Here is a 26,077-nt window from a genome sequence, read left to right on the forward strand (position 1 = left end):
ACCAGTTGAGCCTGTAACTCCCTGTATGCCTTGTGCACCAGTTGGACCCGTTGCTCCTCTTGCTCCGGTTGACCCGACTGCTCCCTGACTACCTGTTGCCCCTGTCGGTCCGGTAGCTCCGGTAGCACCTGTAACTCCCGGTGTTCCACTCGTAGCAGCATACAAGGCATAAGGCACACTCATCATCTGCATAGTACCCAAAGTTACATAGCCATTACCTGTATCTATTTCATCTCTTAAAAACTTACTTCCCGAAGCCCAGTTTATACTGCCAAATGTGCCGCTCTGAGCAGTACCCTGACCCAGTATCAAACTAAAAATCCCATTGGCATTTGTAGTAGCAGTATGGGTTTCTACATAAATGGCCGTCCCATTAGGCGCGCCATTCAGGATAGAGAACCTGACCAAGACAGCTTGATTGGAAAGAACTGTTCCGTTTGCACTTCTGGCAAGCCCCTGATAAGGAATTCCCTGTGGCACCTGCGCAAAAGTATCCAGAACAATCAAAGCAGTAAAAATGAAAAATAGTAGATTTCTCTTCATAGATATACTTAGTGATTTTACTTATTCTAAAAGTTACCAATAGAAAAATTAAAAACGAAAGCAACAACTACAGTCAATATTTTCAGGCATTGATAGCAGCAGGATAAAATCAAACTCAATAGAACTAACAGGTCGTTTCAAGCATTAAAGCCTATCTCAACGAGCTATTGCGCATATAAGTCAGTTTTCAGCAGTTCAAATAAAGAATCTGCTATTTTACGTGGTAGAATAAAACTTAGTACCAAACAGTAAAAATCTGAAAACCTTAAGGTATTTCAATTGAGACTATAAATTTTAATCAGGACTAAAAGCAGCTGTAAAAAGTAGTACTTAAGGGCATTTAAGTAAACTTCAACTGGCTAATGGTTATATGAGGCAGCTTGGTTAGCAGTTCAAAAAAAAGAATCTGCTACAATACGTGGTAGAAGTGGTAAATATAAACGATTAGTTTTTATATATCAAAATATTATTCTTTTTTTGTGCCACCAATATCCAATAAAATCTTTTGAATATTCTATTGCGAAAACTAATCTACCGCTCAATCACTTTTGAAAACTAATACCCATGCCACACCATGAAAAAAAACTATTAGTAATCATTCCCTGCTTCAATGAGGAAGTTTCAATCGCTAATCTGCTGACAGAATTATTGAGCTTAAAACTATCCTACAAGGTAACTATTGCCGTTGTGAATGACTGCTCAACAGATAACACATTGGCTGTAATTCGCTCATTTGATGTAGTCGTTCTGAATTTGCCAGTAAATCTGGGAATTGGCGGAGCTATGCAAACAGGGTATAAATATGCTTATAAAAACAAGTACGATTTAGCAATTCAGATGGATGGAGACGGACAGCACCCGCCTACGCAATTAGCCAAGTTATTGGCACAGCATGAAAAAAACCAAGCTAACATAGTAATTGGTTCACGATTTATTTCAAAAGAAGGATTTCAATCTTCTTTTCTACGAAGAAGTGGCATCGCTTATTTTCACCGGCTTAATCAGTTATTTACAGGCAATCGCATTTTAGATATTACTTCCGGTTTCCGTTTATTCGATAAGAAAGCTATCAGTATAGCAGCCAATAGTTACCCTGACGAATACCCCGAACCTGAATCATTGGTTACATTTGCCAAAGCAGGCCTGAGAATTGAAGAAATAGCTGTGGTGATGAAAGAACGACAAGGAGGACAATCCTCAATCCGTACTTTTTCAAGTATTTATTATATGGCGAAAGTAAGTATTGCCATGTTTTTTGCCTATGTACGAAAGTAAGCTACTGTCGAAAAAAGAAAACCCGTATATCAGCACTGGTATTCTGAATGAGAGGCTTTATTAACAATAATAAGCTACTGATTGTATAAGCCTTTGGCTTGCTCATCTTGTTATCTGCCATAATCCGCTCTCTGATACTCGAAAAATCTAAGGTCTCTAATCTGAAATTTTGAAGCAATTGAAAACCATACTTAGTCAGATAAGCTGGCAGGTTTTTAGGGCTAAAATAATTAATATGTGGACTATGGAAATTAAACTGCCACAGTCGGTCTAAAAATGATTGGATTTTGAGATAATAAAGTATGGTAGCGGTACGGTAAAAGAACCCATTACTCATAGGGATATTAATAATCAATAATCCATCTTTTTTCAGGTCTTTTTTGATGTTTACTAACAGACTCTTCAAATCGGAGATATGCTCAAAAACATCATTAAAAATAATAAAATCATATCCTTCAGCTGAATCAGTGGCAACATCAGGATAAAATCCTGATACTACCTGTAAATTGTTTGCTTTGTAATAATCTTCAAATGTGTTTTCCGGCTCTATACCTATACAATCAATATGATGAGCTCTGCACACTTCTAACCACCAACCATTGCCGCTGCCTATTTCAAGCCCTTTAATCGTCTTTTTATCTTTAAAATGCTCTTCTTTTAAAGCCTTTACAATTAACTCAAAGTTGTGAAATCTTAGTTTTTTTAATCCTATTTCCCGACTATCCTCCTCCAAACTCGACTGAAAAGATAAATCAAAAGTTGCATCAGACGAATACAAATCACACGATGCGCATTGATAAACCTTGTGCTTTAATTCAAATTTCAAGTTTTGTTTATTGCCGCAAACAATACATTGCAAATCGCTCATTGGTCTCTGTTATTTATTTTTTCTTTGGTAAGCTTCTGCTAAATTCCCTTTTAAAAGTGCATTATCAGGGTTTATTTTCAAACCTTTTTCTCCTGCAATAATTGCATTTTCCCAGTCGCCTAACTGATTATAGGCTGCACATATATTATTGTATGCCAGGTCGTAATCAGGTTTTAAAACTAAGGCTTTCCTACACTCTTCTATACACTCTTTATATTTTTTCTGATTAAAATAGAGTAAACTTAAACTCAAATAATTCTCAGCCGAAGGTTTTTGCGTTGCTAACTGTTGGAAATTAGCTGATACGCCGATGTTATTTTCTGCCAATGCCAGATTATTTTTAGCCAACTGGAAGTCAGGTTTCAAAGCAATAGCCTTTTTCAGAAACGGTATTGCTTTATCGTATTGCTTGATTTCATTATATGCCGAGCCAATATTATTATAGGCTTCGGTATAATCGGGTTTCAGCTTTATCGCTTCTAAAGCAACATCTATACTTTTCTCGTATTGTCCTGCCTGATAGTAAGATAGGCTTACATCTAAGTACTTTTCCGGGTCAGGATTCATCCTAATTTGCTCTAATTGTAAACTCAAACTATTTTGTTTCTTCAAGGCAGATTCTTTATACCTCACAGCCAATGCATTATCGGGTGCTAATTGCAATGTGCTTTCTGCCAGTTGATTTAATTTTTCGTATTCTTGTTGAATATCATAGATTTTCATTAACAACTCTCTTGAAGCTAAATAAGCTGGTGAAATCTCAATGGCCTTTAATAAAAGCGGAACGGCTTCGGCATACCTGAATTGATTAACCAGGAATCTGCTATAAAAATAATATGAGTCTGCACTCGTACTGTTGTAGGCTAAGGCATTTTTAAAATAGGTTTCGGCTGTTTTTTTATCTCCCAGTGCCTCCTTTAATACGCCTAAATTAATGTGAAGCGTAGCATAGGAAGGTAATCCGGTTAAAGCATCTGTAAAGTATTTTTCGGCTATGGCATACTCGCCTTTACTCATTTTTGATAACCCATAGTTCATCAATCCCCGATAGTTTTTAGGGCTTTTTATGGTTACATCATACCACAGACTTTCTTCGGTTTTCCAGACCTCATTACGCTGATAAGTCCCGATGCCATACCCCACCAAAATAATAAATATAGTAGCTATAATTGCTTTTGAATATTTTTCATAGATGGTTTTGTATTTCATCAATACCAGGGCGATTCCCCACACTACCGCCATAATAAGCCCTACAAATGGGAAAAACATACGATGGTCGTTCATCACCTCTCCTAAAGGAATAATACTTGATGACGGCACCAGAGCCAGAAAGAACCATACAATACCAAAACTAACAGGGCGGGCAGCTGGTTTTCTGGAGCAATAAGTGGCTACACCCAGCATGACAATAATAAATAGTATGCCTATAAAAAACCTGACGTCCCAGATATTTTTCAGCAATTGCCAGTCGGTATCAGCACTCAGGTGAACAGGCAGAAATAACGTACCGAAATAATAAGTAATAACAAAAGGCTGAGTAATAAGATACAACCAGGGCGAGTTACCACCTGCCTGCCATGTTTTAGGGGTAAATTTATCAACCCACAGATACAATAGCGCACAAACTACCAAGACAGGAATTACCTTCACAAAACTACTGACAGTCTGTTTAAAATAACTTCTCCTGAAAAAATCTGATATACTCATATTTTTCTCAAAGAAAGTGATGTAGAAAAACAGCATGGGTGCAAACATAACCGCCGTAGGTTTGGCTAATGTTCCTAATACGATTGGAAGCAGATAAAGAAATGTTTTCCGACAAAAAGATGAATAAGCATATAGTACAAAAGCAAGAATCACAAAAAAAGTAGATTGCGTATCTGAACGGGCAATGACGTAATTTACTGTTTCGGCCATTGCAGGGTGTAATAAATACCAGGCAACGGCTATTAATGCTATATACCCATTCCACTGGTTTTTATAGGCAATATCAAAAATCTTTACGAACAACCAAAACATCAATATCCCTTGAATGAGATAAAAAATAAAAGTAAGCAGGTGAAAATAAAACAGATTATAGCCATTCCCTAACCAGTAATCAATGGCAAGTGAGGTAGTAACTATCGGCCTGTAAGCCTGATTGGCAGGTAAAGTACTAAAAGTGGTGGCATCTTTAAAAAACAAAGGTATGTTTTTCAGATTGCGGATATAGAGATTGTTTTCAATTGTATGCGAATCATCAAAATGGAAGGCATTCTGGAAATGATTGCTATAGGCAATACAAGTAAAAACAATAACCAAAGCCAGATAAAGTCTGTGATACTTTTTCATTAATTGCAGGATAGTTTCTTTAGGCTATAGATAATGATAAAATGATAGAGAAGGTTGGCTTCTCTATCATTTTATTATTTATAAGTTCAGTTGCGTACCCATATTCCACCAGATAAAGGCATAAATATCGGCTGTTTGCTCTATATTTTTGGCCGTATTACTTGCACCATGACCCGAATTAGTATCAATACGAATCAATAGAGGATTACTACTACTTTTTCCGGCTTTGGCCTGTAACATAGCTGCATATTTGAATGAGTGCGCAGGTACTACACGGTCGTCGTGGTCGGCAGTAGTAATTAAAGTGGCCGGATAGTCTACGCCTTCCCTGATATTATGCAATGGAGAGTAAGCATACAAAGCCTTGAATTCTTCTGCATTATCAGCCGAACCATAATCAGCAATCCAGTTCCAGCCAATGGTAAATTTCTGAAAGCGAAGCATATCCATTACTCCCACCTGTGGAATAGCTACTTTAGCTAATTCAGGTCTTTGGTTCATTACAGCACCTACTAAAAGTCCCCCATTTGACCCTCCACGAATAGCTAAATGTGCATTATCACAATATTTCTGAGCAATCAGGTATTCTCCGGCGGCAATAAAATCATCAAATACATTCTGTTTCTTTAGTTTCATACCTTGCTCATGCCATTTCTCGCCATATTCACTTCCTCCTCTTAAATTAGCCTGTGCAAATACCCCTCCCTGCTCTAAAAACGGAATCAATAAAGGACTGAAAGCAGGATTCATACTGATATTAAACCCCCCATAACCATAGAGTAAGGTTGGGTTTTGACCATTCAGATTGATACCTTTTTTGTAAACAATAAACATCGGAATCTTGGTACCGTCTTTACTTGGGTAAAATACCTGTTTGGTTTCAAAATCAGTCGCTTTAAAATCAACTTCTGGCGTACGGAAAACCGAGCTTTGTTTAGTAGCTATATCGTAACTGAAAATGGTGGACGGGTAATTGAACGAAGTAAAAGTGTAAAATACTGCTTTATCATCAGCATTCCCTCCAAAACCAGAAGCCGTTCCCAAACCGGGTAATTTAATCTCATTCTCTAATTTACCCTTCACGTCATACACGTAAGCACGGGTTGTAACATCTTTCATATAGGTCAGAAATAATTTCCCACCTGCTACACTTGAAGACTGCAAAGGTTCAGGTTGCTCTGCTACTACCGACTTCCATGTGCCATTAGCTGTATCAAAACTTTCAATTTTTTCGTTCTTGGCGTCTCTGTTAGTCTGAATCAGCAAGATTTTTCCTACATTTTCAATGACACCAAACGAGAAATCTGTTACTTCGGCTACTACAGGTTTAAATACTTTTGCTCCTGCTTCTTTGTAAAATAAAGCATTACCGTCTTTACCTTTACCACGGTCGCTTACATACAACATGGCAAACTGCTCGTCTTCTGTGGTACTGACAGTATGAAAACGTTGTGGATTGGCTTTGTCTTCAAATGCTAACACATCGGCATTTTGCGAAGTGCCGATTTTATGAAAAAATACCTGATGATTTTCATTTTTTGCAGCCAGCGCACTACCATCAGGTTTCGGGTAACGGCTATAATAAAACCCATCTCCCTGCCAGGCAATGCCCGAAACTTTTACCCATTCAATTTTATCTGACAGGTTTTGCTTATTCGACATATCCATGATAAAGATTTCCTGCCAGTCAGAACCACCTTTTGATAGTGCATAAGCCGCATACTTACCATCTTTAGATAATTGAAACTGTGCCAGACGGGTAGTAGCATCGGTAGAAAGTTTATTCGGGTCTATCACAACCTCAGGTGCACCATTCAAACCTTTCTGACGATATAATACGGCCTGATTTTGCAAGCCATCGTTTTTATAAAAATAATACCATTCTCCCTTACGGCTTGGAGCCGAGTATTTGGCATAGTTATAGATTTTTTCCAGTCTTTTTTTCAGTGCTTCACGGTAAGGTATTTTTTCAAGATAACTGAAAGTTACCTCGTTCTGTTGTTTTACCCATTCGGCAGTTTCAGCAGAGCGGTCGTCTTCTAACCAGCGGTAAGGGTCTTCAACAGTTGTGCCATGATAATTATCTTTTTGTTCTACTTTACGTGTAGTGGGATAATTCAATTGAGCCATTAAAAAAAAAGGAGCCATAATAAACGCGGTAATAAATAAGCTGATTGGTTTTTTCATAGTAAGAGATGAGTTTTTATACTACAAAGTAAATAATATTTTATCAATAACGGTAGTGTGTCTTATTATATGCCAATATAGTTCATAACCTACGCTCTGATTTTTAACTTTGTACAACAATCCATATTTATCCTGGCAAAACCTTAACAGGTATATTGTTGTTAAGATAAAAACCCTATTTCTTAAACATGATTAATTCCATCAAATCAGATACAATTATCAAGTTTAATGGCCACGAGCCATTTGAAAAACCTGATTTGGTAGTAGTAGAAGAGCCGTTGGAAATAAGAATAGGCTATGGAGCAGCAGACAATCGTCAGCAGAAAAGTGTTTCTGTAACCATGCGCACGCCTACAGGACATGATTTTGAACTGGCTATAGGATTCTTGTTTACTGAAAACATTATCAATCGTTTCAATCAGATTCTTTCTATTCACTATTGCACCGATAATCAGCGGCAACAACAGGAAAATATAGTGAGAGTAGAACTGCACCCTGAGGTTCAATTAGATTTTCAGAAATTAGAACGGTATTTTTATACTTCATCCAGTTGTGGTATTTGTGGCAAGGCTTCCATAGAAGCCATTCAGGTACAATGCCCTGTCCCGGTCAATTCAACACTTCAAGTCTCCTCCAGTTTAATTTATCAGTTACCAAACATTGTGGAAGAAAAACAGGTTTTCTTTAAACATACCGGAGGCTCACATGTGGCGGCATTGATTCGTGTAGCAAATACGGCTACAGGAAGTCTGCTTTTACTTCGTGAAGACATTGGTCGCCACAACGCCTTAGATAAACTTATTGGTGCAGCGCTTCAACAGAACTTGCTACCACTGTCTGACACCCTGCTATTTATGAGCAGCAGAGCAAGTTTTGAGTTAATTCAGAAAGCCGTTACGGCGGGTATCTCACTTATGGTATGCGTGGGTGCGCCCTCAAGTTTAGCCATCGAAACCGCTCAGGCATTTGGTATAACGCTCATAGGTTTTTCTAAAGAGCATAGTTTTAATATTTATAGCGGAAGCCCGAAAGTAATTCATTGAATTTATGAAGAAAGTAGAAAAAACTCCAATAAATCCTCAATCTCCTACAGATTTTACAGGTATTGAAACAAGCAATCCTGCCAAAGCGGCGGCTGGAGTGAAGGCGGTCTATTCATCTTTCAAGCACGTGTTTGGGGCGATGCCTGTACAGAGAGGATTAAAGGCTTTGTTACACCTTAACCAGAAAGGCGGCATTGATTGTCCAAGTTGCGCATGGCCTGACCCTGACAATGAGCGTTCGAAAGTAGCCGAATATTGTGAAAACGGAGCTAAGGCCATTGCAGAAGAAGCTACTACACGCAAGGTTACAACTGTATTTTTTCAGAAATATTCGGTGGCAGAACTCTCTCAGAAATCTGATTACTGGTTAGGGCAACAAGGGCGGCTAACCCATCCGATGGTTTTACATCCGGCACAAACGCACTATGAAAAAATAGCATGGAAAGATGCTTTTCAGTTAATTGCACAACACCTTAATCAATTAGCTTCGCCTGATGAAGCTATCTTTTATACTTCAGGCAGAACAAGCAATGAAGCAGCTTTTTTATATCAGCTTTTTGTAAGAATGTATGGCACTAACAATCTGCCTGACTGCTCTAATATGTGTCATGAATCAAGTGGTTCGGCATTGGGCGAAACTCTGGGTTTAGGGAAAGGTTCTGTAAAACTCGATGATTTTGAGAAAGCAGAAGTCATTATGATTTTAGGGCAGAATCCCGGCACAAATCATCCAAGAATGTTAACAGCCCTCGAAAAAGCCAAAAGAGCAGGTGTAAAAATCATTTCTATCAATCCTTTAATTGAACCCGGTTTACTCAAATTCAATCACCCGCAAGAGGTAAGAGATTTGATTTTTGGTGGCGAGAAACTTACAGATATTTATTTACAGATACGTATTAACGGCGATTTAGCCCTACTTAAGGCATTTAATAAAATCTTGTTAGAGGCCGAAGAAAAAAAGGGGAATGTATTAGATAAGCCATTCATTAAAGAACATACTGAGGGCTATGCAGAATTAGTAGAAAACCTGAAGAAGTATGATTTAGAGAAATTAGTCGATGATTGTGGCATTCCACTCCATGCAATCGAAGAAGCTGCTCAACTTCTGATTAATCATAATAAAATTATTGTTTGTTGGGCTATGGGGCTTACCCAACACAAAAACTCAGTACCAACTATCAGAGAAATTGTGAATCTGCTATTGTTGAAAGGAAGCATTGGTAAAGAAGGCGCAGGCACTTGCCCTGTACGAGGACACTCAAATGTACAGGGCGACCGTACAATGGGTATCTACGAAAAGCCTAAATCAGACTTTTTAAATAAACTGAAAGAGGTTTTTCAGTTTTCACCCCCTCGCAAACATGGATACGATACGGTAGAAGCCATTAAAGCGATGGCTGAGAAAAAAGCCAGCGTATTTTTAGCTATGGGTGGCAATTTTCTGTCTGCTACGCCCGATACTGAGTTTACAGCTAAAGCCTTGCAAAACTGTAATTTAACCGCTCACGTTTCTACAAAACTCAACCGTAGTCATTTAGTGCATGGCAAAACGGCACTGATATTGCCTTGTCTGGGCAGAACCGATATTGATTATCAGGTTACAGGCAATCAGTTTGTGAGTGTCGAAAACTCTATGGGCGTGGTGCATAGCAGTCAGGGAGTACTAACACCCCCTTCTGAAACCCTGCTGAGTGAGCCTGCCATTGTAGCCGGTATAGCCAATGCCACATTAGCCGACAAACATTTTACTACCAACTGGGACTACCTTATTTCTAATTATGACCATATCAGAGATTTGATTGAAAAAACCATTGAAGGATTTGACAATTATAACAGGCAGGTAAGACAGGAAGGAGGCTTTTACCTCCCGAATGCCCCACGGGATAAGAAGTTTACTACTGACACAAAAAAAGCCAAGTTCAGTATCAATATTTTGCATACGATTCAACTGAAAGCAGATGAATACCTGATGATGACTATCAGAAGCCACGACCAGTTTAATACAACCGTCTATGGTCTCGACGACCGCTACAGAGGTATTTACAACGAGCGTAGAATTATTCTGATGAACGAACAGGATATTAAGGGAGCAGGCTTACAGATTTATCAGGTGGTTAATCTGCATAATCATTTCGGAGGAATTAAGCGCACGGCAGAAAGATTTATTGTGGTGCCATATAGTATTCCTGCCAGATGTGTGGCTACCTATTTCCCCGAGGCTAATGTATTGGTGCCAATTGACAGTTATGCCGACATAAGCCAGACACCTACCTCAAAATCGGTAGTAATTACCCTTGAACCTGTGGTAGAGTCTGGTAAGATTGTATTGGCAAAATAGAAAAAATTTGTACCTTTCTACCTCAATCTGGTACAACCTACACCTCTATGAAACCACTTCTATTTGTCTTATTCCTATTTTCATTTGCTATACATGCACAATCTTGAAAATAGGTCGAAGTCAGCAACGGCATCTGGAAAGTTTCAGTAGGCACACCCGAAAAATACAATTTACTGACGGCTACTGACATGAAACCTAACATGGCTGCCATAAAAAAACTTCCTGTTTCTGCATTTCCATTAGACAAAACAGAGATTGTTGTCAGATTTTACGGAAATTTATGACCAAACAAGAATGATTTATGCGTGTATTATCTATTCTTTTTTACCTGTTTTTAATAGATACTGCTTTAGCACAGCAAACGGTAAAACAACAAGCCATTGAAACGCTTCGTAAGCAGATACTCACACAAGCCGACTGGGCCATGCAACAGGCTCCGGTTACAGTTACTGCATCCAGCAGTAGCCGTAGCCAGGGTACGATTCATGATTTTTATTCAGAAGGAGATTACTGGTGGCCTGACCCTGCTAATCCTGATGGGCCGTATATTCAGAAAGATGGGATGACTAACCCCGATAATTTTGTGGCACATCGTTTAGCCATGATTCGGTTCAGCAAAATCATCGGGGCATTATCGTCTGCTTATGTACTGACTAATAATCCTCGATATGTTACCCATGCTTTCAACCATTTGCAGGCATGGTTTGTAAATCCTGCTACAAAAATGAATCCTTCTTTACTTTATGCGCAGGCCATTACACGCAAAGTTTCAGGCCGGGGTATTGGTATTATAGACACCATTCATCTGATGGAAGTTGCTCAGGGGCTTAGTAAAATAGAGCATGCCGCTAATACCAATAAGCAATTAGTAGCCGATATAAAAAACTGGTTTGCAGAATACCTTAACTGGCTCACTACCCACCCCTATGGCAAAGAAGAAATGGAGGCAAAAAACAATCATGGCACTTGCTGGGTAATGCAGGTAGCTTCTTTTGCCAAACTGACTGATAAGCAGAACTTGCTTGAGTTTTGTCGCAATCGCTATAAAACCGTTTTATTACCTAAACAGATGGCCGTTGATGGTAGTTTTCCGTTAGAACTGAATCGTACCAAACCTTATGGTTATTCGTTATTTAATTTAGATGCTATGGTAATGATTTGCCAGATACTCTCAACAGCGCAAGATAATTTATGGGAATACAAAGCACCGGAAGGGCAGACAATAAGGAAAGGTATCGAATTTATGTACCCTTACGTAGCAGATAAAAGCAAATGGCCTTTTAAAGAAGATGTGATGTACTGGCCCAATTGGCCTGTAGCACATCCGTTCCTTGTTTTTGGAGCGGCTGAATTTCAACAAAATCACTGGTTTCAGCTCTGGAAAAACCTGGAGCATAACCCAACAACAGAAGAAGTAATCAGAAATTTACCTATAAGAAACCCAATCATCTGGTTTTAGCATCGTATGAAAAAAATTGCATGTTTATTTATTCTTATTTTTAGTTCGGCACAATTGAGTTTTGCTCAAAAAGACATGAATGTTATGACTTACAATATCCGCCTCGGTATAGCCTCTGATGGAGACAACCAGTGGAACAACCGTAAGAAAAATCTGGCAAGTATATTGAATTTCTTTGAGGCCGATATTTGCGGCATGCAGGAAGCCTTCTTTAGCCAGATTCAGGACCTTGAAGGTTTATTGCCCGACACTTATGCCTGGGTTGGCAAAGGACGGGACGACGGTAAGGAGGCCGGAGAGTTTTCGTGTATATTTTATAGAAAAGACAAATATACCATGCTACAAACCAATACTTTCTGGCTCAATCAACACCCCGAAACTGTGGGTCTTGGTTGGGAAGCCAAGTATAACCGCATTGTTACCTATGCCAAATTTGAACGTATAGCCGATAAGAAAATATTCTTTGTTTTTAATACCCATTTCGACCACGAAGCTGTGGTAGCACGTAGAGAAAGTGCTAAATTATTACTATCAAAAATCAAAGAGATTGCAGGAAATACCCCTACCATTATTACCGGAGACTTTAATGCAGTGCCAAGTTCAGAACCTATCCAGATGTTGACAGATGGAGCTAATCCTGACCATTTACTTGATTCTGAAAATCTGTCAGCTACTCCCCATTTCGGACCATATAGCTCATTTACAGGTTTTCAGGCAAGAGAGCAAGAAGGTATGCGAATCGATTATATATTTCTGAAAAATGCAGACTTTAAAGTCAGAAAACACGCTACTATTTCCATGTCATGGGGAGGTAGATTTGCCTCAGACCATCATCCTGTTTTAGCGACTATATCTTTTTAATGAAGAAGATAAAAAAACAGATTGAACGCTTTCTCAGAAAGCACGTTCAATCTGTTTTTTCTTATTCCAGGGGGCTGTGGTCTGCCTTGATAAATCATATAGAAACCAAAGCACAATGGCTATAAATGCAATAAATATAATTCTGAAGATAAGGCGGTTTTTATTACCCTGTTTTTTGTTTGTCATCAGATAAATACCAAAACTTAATACTACTCTGTTTTTGTAATGCTACTTGGCGAGTAATAGTTCAAAAACTTACCACTTTTGTTTGAAATCTCAGCCCACTTCACGTTCTCAAACTCTATTACTACTACGCCTGCCTTTTCCATTGAGCCCCCAATGTCGGCACGGGTAAGATATTCAGCAAAAAAAGTAATATCAGGGTTATGCCCAAAAATAGCTACAGTTTTTACTTTTTCATTCATATTATTCACTGCAGCCAGATATGCCCTTGCGCCTCCTCCGTATATAGCCTCATCTAAAACGATTTCTTCGGCATCTTTATGCAACTGTTCAGCAAAAATCTTGGCAGTAGATTTACAACGGTCGGCTGCACTACTTACCATTAGCTCAATTTTTATTCCTTTTTCTGCTAAAAATTTCCCCATGCGGGCCGATTCGATGATACCATGCGAAGTAAGGTTTCGGTCAAAATCCCGAAACATGGGTGTATTGCCTCCTTCTTCAGCAGTAGCGTGGCGAACCAAATAAAGCAGTTTTTTCATATTTTCAACGGTTTTGGCACGAATATACAAGCATTATTAGAAATTAATTGACTTTTTTCTGAATTATTCATAAAAAATAATCCCCTGGAAAATAATATTACAACTACAAGAACAATGATTCTGTTTTTCAGTTTTAGCTCTATACAGTAAAAAAATTATATTTGCATTGGTAAACACCTTAACAATGCCTATTGGCAAACTACCCACAAGTTTATGATAGATTATAATCCAAAGAATTGGTGGAAATTCATTTTTTATTTCCACAAAGCAGATACTTTTATTAAACTCATGCCAGCCATGCTGGGTCTGGCAGCTTACACAGCCATATTTGTTTATGTAGAAAACAATATTCTGCATTATGTACCCATTAAAAATCCGCTCACCATTCATTCATTAGTAGGTTTTGTATTGTCTTTATTATTGGTTTTCAGAACCAATACAGCTTATGACAGATGGTGGGAAGGTCGCAGACTCTGGGGAAATTTTACCAACAATTCAAGAAATTTTGCTTTAAAATTAGCTACTTTTCTACCGGAAAAACATCCGGCAAAAGAAACTTTAAAAATCCTGATTGGCAATTATTTACACGCCGTTAAAGAACATCTCAGAGGCAAAGCACATATCAGTAGCCTTACCTTTACTGAGAACTATAATGAAGAATATTATAAAGGCTTCAAGCATCTCCCTAACAGAATATGCCAGGCTATTTATACCGAAATTCATCAGTTACATCAGGCAGGCCTTATCAATGCCGAACAACTGCTTGTACTGAATAACGAGCTTTCGTCTTTTACCGATAATCTTGGGGCTTGTGAACGCATCAAGAACACACCGATTCCGGTTTCTTATAATATTTTTATTAAGAAAATAATCTTTATTTATGTCTTTACAATGCCTATCACAGCAGTATTAGAATATAAATTCTGGTCTATTCCTATCGTAACACTCGTATTTTATGCTTTTGCAGGAATAGAAATTATGGCCGAAGAAATAGAAGAGCCTTTTGGGACTGATGCCAACGATTTAGGCCTGGATAATATGGTAAAAAACATTAAAGGTAATCTGGCAGAAATTTTGTAGATTTTGTCACAAATAAGAGTATATTTACTGAAATAAAACAAAATCCGCAACTTATCGTTAATATCTTACGTCATTAACAAAGAACGCTAAATAATACTTTTGAATATGAAATTTACACCTGCAAAATCACTGATTTTGGGTCTATTTTTGACAGGAAGTATACTATCTTGTAAAGTAGACAATCCTGCTCCTACACCTACCGGCACTGATAAATCTAATGAAACTATCAATAGCTGGGTTTATGACAACATGAAGTATTGGTATCTTTGGTCAGACCAGATGCCTGCCAAGCAAACTTCTGCCGCATCGCCTGAAGACTATTTTTATACTTTACTGAACGACTATCCCAACACTGACCGTTTCTCATGGATTGAAGAAGATGTTGAAGCCCTTACCAATTCATTAAATGGGATAAACAAAGTGTTCGGGATGAAGTATACCATTTATTACCTTGATAACGCACAGACAAATGTTGGCTTTTTTATAACTTATGTCATAAAAGGCAGTCCTGCCGAAAAAGCCGGACTAAAAAGAGGAGATATTATTCTGACAGTTAATGGTACACAATTAGACAAAAATAATTATGGTACCTTAACAAGCGCAGAAACTGCTACTTTTGGTTTAGGGAAAGTAGCCAGCGGTGTTTTTTCTTTAAGTGGTACAACTGTACAGGTAACCAAGGCAGAAGTGCAGGATAACCCTGTACATTACTGGAAAGTAATTGAGAAAGGCAACAAAAAAATTGGTTATTTAGTGTATAGCCAGTTTATAAGTGCTTTTGATAATAACCTTCGACAAGTATTTGGCGAATTTAAAAGTAAAGGTGTGAATGAATTAGTACTTGATTTAAGATTAAACCCGGGTGGGTATATTTCTTCTGCCGATATTCTGGCCTCATTGATTGTAAAAAATCTTAATACAGATAATGTAATTCATAGCGACCAATGGAATGCCAATGTTACCAAAGACAGACCTACTTATACGACCCCTACGAAATTCAGAAATGAGCCTAATAATCTGGGTACATTAAATCGTTTATACGTATTGACTTCTACCGGAACAGCCTCGGCAAGTGAATTAATTATTAACGGATTAAGACCTTATATGGATGTTATTCTGATTGGCGCTCATACCTACGGAAAAAATGTAGGTTCTGTAACTTTATCAGACTCGCAGAAACGTTGGAAATGGGCTATGCAACCTATCGTATTAAGAACAGTCAATTCTAAAGGTGAGTCAAATTATGGCACAAAAGAGGGTTTTAAACCAGATTATGCGGTAACTGACAATGTAATTCCTTTTAAAACCTGGGGTGATGAGAATGAAACACTTCTGAAAAAAGCGCTGGAATTAATTACAGGAGAAGTAGCTACTCAACAGATTGACCCAAATGCCCGTACATCTGTTTCAGCAATGAAAGGTGAACCGTTAAAAGTAAATGAGTCTGAAAATCCGTATCAGAACCGTAAAGAGATGTATGTAACATTTCCGAAATAAAAACATTCTGTTTAACTATATAAAAAATGCCGAGGGAGTAATTCATCGGCATTTTTTATATCAACAGATTTACAAAAGCCGTGAAGAGGCAATCTGAATATCGGCATATTTCCATGCCTCTTCAAATTGCTTTTTTATCTTATCATACTGCCTTTCATTTTGTAGTTCGCCATATGCGTTCATCAGCCCCTTAAGTGCCCAACCATTGTTGGGGTAATTTTTTAGATCCTGCTCATAAACCTTAATGGCCTCGTTATACTTTCCGGCATCAATTAATACGGCTCCCAAATGATGACGAATGGAGAAGAACCAATCGGCAGGTTCGTTATAATTAAGCGCATCTTCTTTAGCAATAGCTTCCTTCAGCAAGGCAATTGACTGTACATAATTTTTCTCTTTGGCACTAATTTCTCCTTCTACTACTTTTGAAGCAATCAAAGATAAATCATACACATTATTGATATTCCATATAGTTAAATTCTTTAGGGTTGAGTCTTTGAGAATGTTTTTCATTTCAGCCAGATGTTGTTTGGCTAAAGCAGTTTTATTCTGCGATAATACCGCCATTGCCTGTGCGTAATGCCAAATTACTGACGGATACTTTAAGTTTTTTTCAGGTGCCTTTGCCCGAAGAATCTCATTCCATAGACCCAGTTTCACCTGTACATACCACGGAATTGTATAATAATGTTGCAAAGTACCCCAGGCGGGGTCAAGCATTAATTTTTTATGTGCATGGTCAGCGGTTTGTTTAGCTCCTGTTACAGCACTTTTGCTTTCGCCACTCAGCGTACCACAAGCAGCAATAAAATGATAATTATGAGGGTAATAACCCAAAGGATAAGCTCCCTGAGCATGGCAGTTTTCTAAATACAAACTATCGGCAAGTGAGGCTTGCTGATTAGAGACAACACCTTCGTGATAACTTCCGATGCGGATATAAATATGCGAAGGCATATGCACAAGATGTCCTGCTCCCGGTACAAGCGTCTCAAGTAGTTTAGCACTTGCAAAGGCTTTTTCTGCATGCTGAGACATTTCCTGGGCATGAATATAAAAATGATTGGCTCCGGCATGCTTAGGGTTTAGCTGCAAAGCTTTTTCTAATACGGTAATAATTTCAGGTGTCCACGGCTGCATGCTTCCATCGCTTTTCCATAATTGCCACGGGTGCAAATCCATAATAGATTCGGCAAAAAGTGCGGCTATATCTTCATCATCAGGGTATTTCTTATAGACATTTCTCATACCCGCCATATAAGCCGCATCTAATTGAGTACGTGGTATGTTAGAGTCGTTGGAATAGCGTTGGGCTAATACCTGAATTAAATCTTTCTCTTTCTGAGTACAGTTAACTGATAGTACTTGGGCTTTTTGTACAGCATCATAGGCTCGCTGAAAATTATCCGGTTCCATTCCGGCATTATAGTTAGGGCCTAATACATAGGCAAATCCCCACCAACCCATGGCACAGGTTGAGTCCTGTCTGGTTACTTCATAAAAAGAACGGGCGGCTTCAGCATGATTAAAACCATAGGCCAACATAAGACCCTGATTGAAATACTTCTGTGCTTCTACATTTTTTGTAGTAACCGGAAAATTTATTCCATCAAGCCCTGATAAGAGAGGCGCTTTTTTATCATACGAATACCAATTTTTATCAATTACCTCAGGCAAACCACACACCGACATAGCAGATGCAGTATTTTTAGTCTGATTAGTTTCTGCCTTTTGTTTACAAGAACAAAGAAGAATACTTAAATACAAGAAAGAATATAAGATATTTTTCATCTTTGAAAATTTTAAAAGTTCAGGCTATTTATTGAGTCAACTAAATTAATGCTTTTCAGATTAATTATTCAATTCTTTATCACTCCTTTTTCTATACGATAGTGTAGTGGAGTATAAAATTACCTTATAAATCCACCAAATATATCCCCTCAAGAGGGTATTGAGAAGTGTTTTTTATGTTTATAGCTTTGCTTTAAAACTTCTTAATATCTCAAGCTATTAAAATTAATTTTTGCATTCGTTTAGAGCTTGCATTTATGGAGGTTTCAAGAACCCAAATCTGATTTTTACTATGAAAAAACTTTTACCTGTACTCATTTTTATATTACTATTTTTATGGAACGATGCAAAAGCATATACTCCTCCTACCCATTCTATTCCTCGATTGAGTTATAAAGATATTTTAGCACTACCGTCTCCACACATAGGCAATATGGCGTATGACCTTACGCATGGTGTCATACAAGTATATACCACTGCCGGGTGGAGAAGTATGACAAAATCTGCTGACGTTGATTGTGAGAGTTTTACAGCCATACGTGGTGGCGGGGTTAATAGTGAATTATCATTTGATGTGGCTACTGATAGTGAGGGAAATATTTTTATTACTGGTAACTTTTATGGTACTATGACAATTGGTGCATTTACCATAACTTCTGCCGGAGATGAAGATGTTTTCATAGTCAAGTATAATATAGCAGGCGAATTAGTATGGGTAAAGCGCGCCGGTGGTGCAAACAATGATTTCGGTACGGGTATCACCACTGACAATGCAGGGAATATTTATGTAACAGGGTTTTTCTATTCCACAATGAATTTCAACAACCCGTCGGCTACAGGTAGTAATGAGATATCGTCGGCAGGCCAAACTGATGCTTTTGTAGCCAAATATAACACATCTGGCGAAGTGCAATGGATGAAACGGATGGGGGGAACTGATAATGACAATGCACAATCTATCAAAGTAGATAACGATGGAAATGTTTTCGTGATAGGTAATTTCCGATTAACTGCTAATTTTAATACTCCGTCAGCTACTGGTAGCAATGAGTTAGTGTCAGCAGGTGATCAGGATGTTTTTATGGTAAAATACAATAACTCCGGCGATTTAGCTTGGATTAAACGAACGGGAGGTACAGGCGGTGATTATGGCTATAGTATTACAGTGGACAATACCGGAAATGTTTATACAACAGGCGGATTTGTAGGAACTACTGACTTTAATATGCCTTCTGACCAAAATACGAATACCTTAGTCTCATTAGGAGATTATGATATATTTATAGCCAAGTTTGCTAACGATGGTACTATTCAATGGCTTAAAAGAGGGGGTGGTACAAATACTGATATTGGTACTACCATTTTCGCAGATAATGCCGGAAATACTTATCTTTCTGGTATTTTTCAAGGACAAGCCAATTTCAATACTCCCTCTTCTTTTGCTAATAATTATCTGTATGTGTGGGGAGGTTCTGATGCTTTTATAGTCAAATACAACCCTGCAGGCGAAGTCATGTGGCTCCACAGAGCAGGTGGAGCAAACGATGACTATGCTGCTGACATCAGGGAGGATTTGTCAGGGAATATTTATCTGGCAGGTAATTTCAGAGGGACTATGAACCTTAACTTCCTGTACTATCAGAATACAAATGGGATTGAATTAACATCTGCCGGTGGTCAGGATATTTTCATAGCCAAATTTAGTGCCTATGGAGCTATTATATGGCTTAAAAAAGCAGGTGGAACAGGACACGATCAGGCTACAGGTTTAGCTCTTGGGGCAGCAGGTATGATTCATGCTACGGGTTATTTTGAAGGCATGTCTCAATTTGGAGAATCAAGTTTAACTTCCTCGGGTGGGTCAGATTTTTTTCTCACTTATATAGCCTCTCCGCCGCCTAATCCAACAGGTATTGCCAATGCAACCATTTGTATCAATACGACAGCCTCTTTATCAGCCAGTTGTGCCGTAGGAACTGTGATGTGGTACAACTCCGATGGTACCACTTTGCTGTTTACCGGCTCGCCTTTTATTACGCCAACGCTTACTTCCAATACATTTTATAAAGTTCGATGCGAAAATGGCACTTGTACTGGAAATTTTGAAACAATAGCAGTAAAGATAAATACGCCTGTCATCTCTGCTTCAAGAAATCCACAATCCTTTGGCTCAATTACAACTTTTACAGGAACAGATATTGGGGCTATGTCAGACCCAAGTTTGATAGACCTTGATAGTGATAGTTTAATGGACTTGATTATCGGCGAAGGTGAGGGCAAACTTTTTCATTATGAACAAGTAGGTGTTAATAGCAGGAGTTTTAGCTTAGTTAGTAGTAGTAGTTTTAACAATATTGATTGGAATATATCAAATCCTACTTTTACAGATCTTGATGGAAATGGATTACTAGATTTGATTGTGGGAAAAGGAAGTACAATTGCCCATTATGAACAGGCCTCATTAAATAACCTGACATTTCACCTGAAATCCAGCACTTTCAATGGCATAAATACGTCAAGTTTTTTAATGCCCACTTTTACTGATCTCGATGGAGATGGGTTATTAGATTTAATCCTTGGCAAATCAGATGGTCACTGTAGCCACTATGAGCAAACAGCTACAAATAGCCTCACGTTTGACCTGATAACCACTTCTTTTCTTAATACAAGTTTGGGGAACGGCCCTACTTTTACTGACCTTGATAATGATGGTCTATTAGATTTTATTGTGGGAACAAATGGCCCCTTTAAGCACTATGAACAAGCTACTGTGAATAGTCTGTCATTTAATCTGATAACCAATACATTTAATAGTTTAAATCTGGGTTCGCTTTCAAACTCAACATTTACTGATATTGATGGCAATGGTTTGTTAGATATGATTTGTGGTAAATCTGATGGTACACTCCTCGCTTTTGAACAATTATCGGGTAGTTTTACTGCTTATACGGGTTCAGTAGGTAATCCCTCTGCTACACAATCCATACAGGTATGGGGCAGTTCTTGCCTAAGCGGTAACATTACCGTTACCGCCCCTACAGGTTTCGAGGTTTCCCTAAGTGAAAGTAGTGGTTTCGGTGGCAGTATTTCACTTACACCAACTAATGGAGCAGTAGCTCATACACTTCTTTATGTAAGGTTTAATCCCTTAACTGAAGGTTCTTTTACAGGAAATTTAGAAATTAGTTCCACTAATGCCAGTACACTCAATTTTGCTTTGAGTGGTTGCACTCCAATATCTCCTCCTATAGGTACTTCAAATCCAACCATTTGTGTTACTGAATCGGCCACGTTAACAGCCACTTGTGCTGCGGGAACTATCAGTTGGTACACCACAGGTACAGGGAGCTATCAAACGGCTTCAGGTTCGCCATTTGTAACAAATCCCTTATTCGGGAATACCAGCTATCATGTTCGTTGTGAGGGTTGTAATATCAGTAGTTTTGTTACTGTTTCGATAACTGTAACCCCTCCCTTTGCTGCGCCCAATGGCGTTACACCTAAAACTATTTGCCCTAATACAAGTACTTCCTTATCAGCCATTTGTAATACCGGAACTGTCAGATGGTATAATCCGGATGGAACTACGCTTCATCATACAGGGTCACCATTTGTAACACCAGTTTTAAATGAAAATATTACTTACCAATCTCGTTGTGCAGTAGGAAACTGTCTTAGTGCAATTGTTGAAGTTGCAGTAACAATTATTTCCCCTCCTACGGGCACATCAAATCTAACTATATGCCACAACACAAGCACTTCTTTATCAGCCAATTGCACGGCAGCAACTATTAAATGGTATAATTCAGATGGCACCGTTTTGCTCGGAACGGGTGCTTCATTCGAAACACCTAATTTAAACTCAAATACTACTTATAAAGTGCGTTGTGAAAGTGTTCAGGTTTCAGCATGTGTAAGTGATTTTGTAGATGTTACGGTTACAGTAAATCCTGTTGTTGAGGCGCCCACAGGCACTGCTAATGCAACCATTTGTAATAATACTACTGCCTCACTTACAGCCAGTTGTATAAGTAGTACAGTCAAATGGTATAATTCAGGAGGAACAACCTTACAAGGCACAGGTTCGCCATTTATAACGCCCAATCTAACTTCCAATACTACTTATAAAGTGAGGTGCGAAAGTGGAGGTACTCCAGATTGTTCGAGTGATTTTGTAGATGTCACAATCGTAGTAAATCCTGTTGTAGCACCCCCTACTGGCATAGCCAACGCAACTATTTGTACTAATACAACGGCCTCATTATCGGCAACTTGTGCTTTAGGTACTATCAAATGGTATAATACAGGTACGGTTTTACAAGGCACAGGTTCGCCATTTTCAACACCCAATTTAACTTCAACTACAATATATAGAGTTCGTTGCGAAAATGGTTCTTGCTTTAGCAATTTTGAAACAGTTTCAGTTAAAGTAAATACGCCTAAAATCTCTGCAATCAGAAACCCCCAGACCTTTGTCGAAATTTCAGGTTTTGAAAGCCCGGGCTTACAGGTTGTCAATATGGTTCCAAAACTCATTGACCTCGATGGCGACGGTTTAATGGACATGATTATAGGTGAGGCTTCCGGAACACTGATGCATTATAAACAGTCAGCTCCCAACAGCCTGAGTTTTACTCTGGTAACAAACAATTTCAATAATATTGACGTTGGCATTGCTTCCAATCCGATTTTTTCAGACATTGATAACGATGGTTTAATAGATATGATTATCGGAGCTTACGCAACAATAGCTCATTACGAACAAGCGGCATTAAATAGCCTGACATTTAACCTTGTAACAAATACTTTCAATAGCATAAGTGTGTCAAACGGCAGGCTTAGTCCAACTTTTACAGATATTGATGGAGATGGATTACTGGATTTAGTTGTAGGTAAAAGTGATGGCACTATCAATCATTACGAACAGGCATCAGCCAATAGCTATACATTTAATCTGGTAACCAGTTCTTTTCTTGGTATAAACCTCGGGAGTGATGCCTCCCCCACTTTTACCGACTTTGATAAAAATGGTATATTAGATTTGATTATCGGACGGACTTTCAGCCCAATTGTTTATTATAAACAGGCGGCTGTAAATAGCTCCACATTTAATTTAGTAACCAATTCGTTTATTACTATAACGGCTGGTATTTACCAGAATACAGCTTTTGGAGATCTTGACGGTGATGGTTTGTCAGAGATGTTTATTGGTCAGTATATAGCGCATATTAAAGCTTATGAACAGGTGCAGGGAAGTTTTGTCAATTTTTTGGGTTCTGTGGGAGGCCCCTCAGCTACGCAGACAGTACAGGTATGGGGCGGAAATTGTTTAACGGGTAATATTACTGTTACTGCCCCTGCAGGTTTTCAGGTTTCGCTGAATGAATCCGGCGGTTTTGCTTCCAGCGTCTCTATTATACCAACAAATGGTGCTGTTCCCAATACACCTGTGTATGTAAGATTTAATCCTTCAACTGATGGTTCATTTACAGGAAACTTACAAATTACCTCCACCAACACCAATAGTTTCAGTTTTGCTTTAAGTGGTTGTACGCCACCCGCAGCACCCAGTACTTCAAGCCCTACTATTTGTTATAATAAGTCAACCACATTAACGGCAACCTGTGCAACCGGAACCGTCAAATGGTATAATTCGGGTAGTAGTACCTTGCTTGGAACTGGTTCAACCTATACAACGCCAGATTTAGTCTCCAATACCACTTATCATGTTCGTTGTGAGGCTTGCAATGTAAGTAGTTTTGCGAGTGTGCTAGTAACTGTAAGACCTGATATAGCCGCACCATCTAATGAAACCAATAAAACGGTTTGTATTAACACAAGCACTTCTTTAGAAGCTACCTGCGCAGTTGGAACTGTGAAATGGTATGCAGCCAACGGAACTACCCTACTTTACAGCGGTATACCATTTCAGACCCCTGTTTTAAGTGAAAATACTACTTATAAAGCCCTGTGCGAATCGAACTCCTGTATCAGTACATTCACTGAAGTTGCAGTAACAATTGCACCAGTTATTGCTCCTCCGACAGATGTGGTAAACGTAAACATTTGTTATAATACAAGTACTTCATTGTCAGCCAGTTGCGCATCGGGAACAGTTAAATGGTATAATTCGGGCGGCACAGCATTACAAGGTACGGGCTCACCTTTTGTAACACCCAGCTTAAATTCAAATACTATTTATAAAGTTCGCTGTGAAAGCGGTGGAGAACCTAATTGTACAAGTGCTTTTGTGGACGTTGTAGTAACTGTAGCACCGATAATATCCATTCCAACAGTTGTTTCGGTTAATTCCACAGCTATTTGTTCAGGTACTAATGTCATACTCTCGGCCTCTTGTCCTTCTGGCACTATCACATGGTATAACCAACAGACGGGTGGAACCGCTGTTGGAACAGCATCTCCGTTGGTTCAAAATCCTGCCACAACTACAACTTATTACGCTTCCTGCGTCATAGGCGCCTGCGAAAGTGCCAGAGTAGCTACTAATCAGGTAGTTGTAACTACGCAGCCTACTACCCCAACAGCAGTTTCAGTGAGTTCTACGGCTATTTGTTCTGGCTCAAGCATTTCATTATCAGCCACTTGCGCCGTAGGAACAGTTACCTGGTATAACCAGGCAACTGGTGGAACAGCACTTGGAACGGGTATTAATCTTTCTCAGAGCCCGGCTACAACCACTACTTATTATGTATCTTGTATCAACGGCAGTTGTTTGAGTAGTCGTATAACCACAAATATGGTCGTTGTAACCGGCTCATCACTTACACTCAATTTAACAACCAATATTTCATCAGGCATAACTGCACAGATAGCGACACAAACTATTGCTGCTACAAATAAGATTATTTCTCCTGCCAATGTTACTTATAAGGCAGGAAATGCCATTACTTTAAATGCGGGTTTTGAAGCACAAAGTGGCAGTATTTTCAAGGCTTATATTGGTGGATGCAGTAATTAACTATTCTAAGTTACTATCAAACCATAAAAAATGCCGCCGGATTACTCCGGCGGCATTCATATATAAAGATATGACAATTACTTCACATCGAAAGTACCACGGCCAATACTGAAACCTTCTGAATAGAGTTCAATAGTGTATTTGCCTTTTTCGTAAGAACTTCCACGAGAATAAACGAAATCTACATTCTGCCCAGAGTTATCATACATAACAGTTTGTTTAGAGGTATATACGGTTTCGTTTCCACCAAAGCTAAACGTACCAGATCCGGTTGCCATGTCTGAAACTACATTGCCTTTAGGGTCAAGTAATCTCATGTAAATAACTTTCTCTTCTCTTTTGGTAAGCGGATTCTCAGCCAGTTTGAAAGATACTTTAACTTTATCTACTCTTTTAGCTTTGTACTCACCCCCATCACGTTCTTTACCACGAGAGTTAATAGCACTCACATTTACGTTCATAGCTTTGAGTGCAGCGGCTAAAGTTACTTTTTCTGCCAATTCTCTGTTTTTAACACCAACATTATAAACTGAGTCTGCCAATGCTTGCTTGTCGGTTTTTAAACCGGTAACCTCTGTTTTTAAGGTGTTATTTTCTGTGCCTAAAGTCTCGTTTTGTGTAGCTAGTACTGCGTTTTCTTCTTTCAACTTGGCAATTTCGGTATCTTTTTCTGTCAATGCCAGTTCGTAATTTTTAATTTTGCCTTCGTATTGTTTAATACTGACACTTTTTGAGTTAACTAAATTTTTCTTGTCTTGCTCCAATTGAGCTTTCAATGCTTGTAAATCCTCTACTTGTCCACCTAAAGCTTGTACTTCAGCAATTTTTGCATCAAGTTGTACGGCAATGGAATCAAGTTTAGAGTTCGTAAGGAGCAGTTCTTTTGTTTTTTGCGAAATATCAACGCTCTTTGAATCAATATCCTGACGAGCATTGAAATAAAGGAAGCCAAATAGTGCTGCTAAAGCACAGGCTAAAACAAGTCCGGCAGTCATTGCCGTGTTACTTCTTCTTTCTTGAGTTTGTTCCATAGAAATCTGAATATTTAGTATTTAACGGTTTAGGCTTATTAACGACCAAACAAGCCTTTTATTGAATAT

Annotated in this window: 16 protein-coding genes; 8 read left to right on the plus strand and 8 right to left on the minus strand. The window is 38.6% G+C overall.

The window, feature by feature from the left end:
- On the minus strand, window positions 1-543 hold a 543-nt coding region (locus tag EWM59_RS28595; protein ID WP_165372221.1), incomplete at its 3' end, for a collagen-like triple helix repeat-containing protein.
- 564 nt (window positions 544-1,107) lie between these two features.
- Here EWM59_RS28595 and EWM59_RS18595 point away from each other — a divergent pair.
- Entirely contained in the window at window positions 1,108-1,818 is a 711-nt protein-coding gene (locus tag EWM59_RS18595; RefSeq protein ID WP_130022758.1) for a glycosyltransferase family 2 protein, read from the plus strand.
- Between the two features lies 1 nt (window position 1,819).
- Here the strand turns inward: EWM59_RS18595 and EWM59_RS18600 are convergent, their stop codons facing one another.
- From EWM59_RS18600 to EWM59_RS18610, 3 genes are all read right to left on the minus strand, one after another.
- On the minus strand, window positions 1,820-2,686 hold the full coding sequence (locus tag EWM59_RS18600) for a class I SAM-dependent methyltransferase (protein WP_130022759.1): 867 nt from the start codon (window positions 2,684-2,686) through the stop codon (window positions 1,820-1,822).
- A gap of 9 nt (window positions 2,687-2,695) precedes the next feature.
- Window positions 2,696-5,017: a tetratricopeptide repeat protein gene (locus EWM59_RS18605; RefSeq protein ID WP_130022760.1), complete on the minus strand. Its 2,322-nt coding sequence runs from the start codon at window positions 5,015-5,017 to the stop codon at window positions 2,696-2,698.
- Window positions 5,018-5,095: 78 nt separating this feature from the next.
- Window positions 5,096-7,165: a prolyl oligopeptidase family serine peptidase gene (locus EWM59_RS18610; protein ID WP_229239392.1), complete on the minus strand. Its 2,070-nt coding sequence runs from the start codon at window positions 7,163-7,165 to the stop codon at window positions 5,096-5,098.
- 227 nt (window positions 7,166-7,392) lie between these two features.
- On the opposite strand from EWM59_RS18610, the gene fdhD reads away from it, so the two are divergent.
- The 4 genes from fdhD (at window position 7,393) to EWM59_RS18630 (ending at window position 12,905) form a co-directional block, all read left to right on the plus strand.
- On the plus strand, window positions 7,393-8,247 hold the full coding sequence (fdhD, locus tag EWM59_RS18615; protein WP_130022762.1) for a formate dehydrogenase accessory sulfurtransferase FdhD: 855 nt from the start codon (window positions 7,393-7,395) through the stop codon (window positions 8,245-8,247).
- Window positions 8,248-8,251: 4 nt separating this feature from the next.
- Complete coding sequence (locus EWM59_RS18620; RefSeq protein WP_130022763.1) at window positions 8,252-10,585, plus strand: FdhF/YdeP family oxidoreductase; 2,334 nt, start codon at window positions 8,252-8,254, stop codon at window positions 10,583-10,585.
- Between the two features lie 301 nt (window positions 10,586-10,886).
- Window positions 10,887-12,044 (plus strand): alginate lyase family protein, encoded by a 1,158-nt coding sequence (locus EWM59_RS18625; protein WP_130022764.1) that lies wholly within the window; start codon window positions 10,887-10,889, stop codon window positions 12,042-12,044.
- A gap of 6 nt (window positions 12,045-12,050) precedes the next feature.
- On the plus strand, window positions 12,051-12,905 hold the full coding sequence (locus EWM59_RS18630; protein ID WP_130022765.1) for an endonuclease/exonuclease/phosphatase family protein: 855 nt from the start codon (window positions 12,051-12,053) through the stop codon (window positions 12,903-12,905).
- A gap of 33 nt (window positions 12,906-12,938) precedes the next feature.
- On the opposite strand, the gene EWM59_RS27700 is transcribed toward EWM59_RS18630, so the two are convergent.
- Together EWM59_RS27700 and EWM59_RS18635 are read right to left on the minus strand one after the other, a co-directional pair.
- The gene (locus EWM59_RS27700) at window positions 12,939-13,091 is read right to left on the minus strand and encodes a hypothetical protein (protein WP_165372222.1); all 153 of its coding nucleotides are present in this window, start codon (window positions 13,089-13,091) and stop codon (window positions 12,939-12,941) included.
- A 23-nt stretch (window positions 13,092-13,114) separates the two neighbouring features.
- Window positions 13,115-13,630 carry a SixA phosphatase family protein gene (locus tag EWM59_RS18635; RefSeq protein WP_165372223.1) on the minus strand — a complete coding sequence of 172 codons (516 nt, stop codon included), beginning with the start codon at window positions 13,628-13,630 and terminating at the stop codon, window positions 13,115-13,117.
- A 213-nt stretch (window positions 13,631-13,843) separates the two neighbouring features.
- On the opposite strand from EWM59_RS18635, the gene EWM59_RS18640 reads away from it, so the two are divergent.
- The gene (locus EWM59_RS18640) at window positions 13,844-14,710 is read left to right on the plus strand and encodes a bestrophin family protein (protein WP_130022767.1); all 867 of its coding nucleotides are present in this window, start codon (window positions 13,844-13,846) and stop codon (window positions 14,708-14,710) included.
- A 105-nt stretch (window positions 14,711-14,815) separates the two neighbouring features.
- Window positions 14,816-16,207, plus strand: coding sequence for a S41 family peptidase (locus EWM59_RS18645; RefSeq protein ID WP_130022768.1), 1,392 nt, complete (start codon window positions 14,816-14,818; stop codon window positions 16,205-16,207).
- Window positions 16,208-16,276: 69 nt separating this feature from the next.
- Here the strand turns inward: EWM59_RS18645 and EWM59_RS18650 are convergent, their stop codons facing one another.
- A complete protein-coding gene (locus EWM59_RS18650; RefSeq protein ID WP_130022769.1) occupies window positions 16,277-17,998 on the minus strand; it encodes a tetratricopeptide repeat protein in 1,722 nt (573 codons plus the stop codon).
- Between the two features lie 292 nt (window positions 17,999-18,290).
- On the opposite strand from EWM59_RS18650, the gene EWM59_RS18655 reads away from it, so the two are divergent.
- Complete coding sequence (locus EWM59_RS18655) at window positions 18,291-24,977, plus strand: Ig-like domain-containing protein (protein ID WP_130022770.1); 6,687 nt, start codon at window positions 18,291-18,293, stop codon at window positions 24,975-24,977.
- 77 nt (window positions 24,978-25,054) lie between these two features.
- Here EWM59_RS18655 and EWM59_RS18660 read toward each other — a convergent pair whose 3' ends face one another.
- The gene (locus EWM59_RS18660) at window positions 25,055-26,008 is read right to left on the minus strand and encodes a DUF8428 domain-containing protein (protein ID WP_130022771.1); all 954 of its coding nucleotides are present in this window, start codon (window positions 26,006-26,008) and stop codon (window positions 25,055-25,057) included.
- Between the last annotated feature and the right edge of the window lie 69 nt (window positions 26,009-26,077).

This window comes from Emticicia agri (assembly GCF_004168285.1).
Taxonomy (GTDB): domain Bacteria; phylum Bacteroidota; class Bacteroidia; order Cytophagales; family Spirosomataceae; genus Emticicia; species Emticicia agri.

Bases quoted from the DNA above. Each gene is read 5' to 3' on its own strand.
- EWM59_RS18595 (WP_130022758.1), top strand. From the start codon at position 1,108: ATGCCACACCATGAAAAAAAACTATTAGTAATCATTCCCTGCTTCAAT.
- EWM59_RS18600 (WP_130022759.1), bottom strand. From the start codon at position 2,686: ATGAGCGATTTGCAATGTATTGTTTGCGGCAATAAACAAAACTTGAAA.
- EWM59_RS18605 (WP_130022760.1), bottom strand. From the start codon at position 5,017: ATGAAAAAGTATCACAGACTTTATCTGGCTTTGGTTATTGTTTTTACT.
- EWM59_RS18610 (WP_229239392.1), bottom strand. From the start codon at position 7,165: ATGGCTCCTTTTTTTTTAATGGCTCAATTGAATTATCCCACTACACGT.
- fdhD (WP_130022762.1), top strand. From the start codon at position 7,393: ATGATTAATTCCATCAAATCAGATACAATTATCAAGTTTAATGGCCAC.
- EWM59_RS18620 (WP_130022763.1), top strand. From the start codon at position 8,252: ATGAAGAAAGTAGAAAAAACTCCAATAAATCCTCAATCTCCTACAGAT.
- EWM59_RS18625 (WP_130022764.1), top strand. From the start codon at position 10,887: ATGCGTGTATTATCTATTCTTTTTTACCTGTTTTTAATAGATACTGCT.
- EWM59_RS18630 (WP_130022765.1), top strand. From the start codon at position 12,051: ATGAAAAAAATTGCATGTTTATTTATTCTTATTTTTAGTTCGGCACAA.
- EWM59_RS27700 (WP_165372222.1), bottom strand. From the start codon at position 13,091: ATGACAAACAAAAAACAGGGTAATAAAAACCGCCTTATCTTCAGAATT.
- EWM59_RS18635 (WP_165372223.1), bottom strand. From the start codon at position 13,630: ATGAAAAAACTGCTTTATTTGGTTCGCCACGCTACTGCTGAAGAAGGA.
- EWM59_RS18640 (WP_130022767.1), top strand. From the start codon at position 13,844: ATGATAGATTATAATCCAAAGAATTGGTGGAAATTCATTTTTTATTTC.
- EWM59_RS18645 (WP_130022768.1), top strand. From the start codon at position 14,816: ATGAAATTTACACCTGCAAAATCACTGATTTTGGGTCTATTTTTGACA.
- EWM59_RS18650 (WP_130022769.1), bottom strand. From the start codon at position 17,998: ATGAAAAATATCTTATATTCTTTCTTGTATTTAAGTATTCTTCTTTGT.
- EWM59_RS18655 (WP_130022770.1), top strand. From the start codon at position 18,291: ATGAAAAAACTTTTACCTGTACTCATTTTTATATTACTATTTTTATGG.
- EWM59_RS18660 (WP_130022771.1), bottom strand. From the start codon at position 26,008: ATGGAACAAACTCAAGAAAGAAGAAGTAACACGGCAATGACTGCCGGA.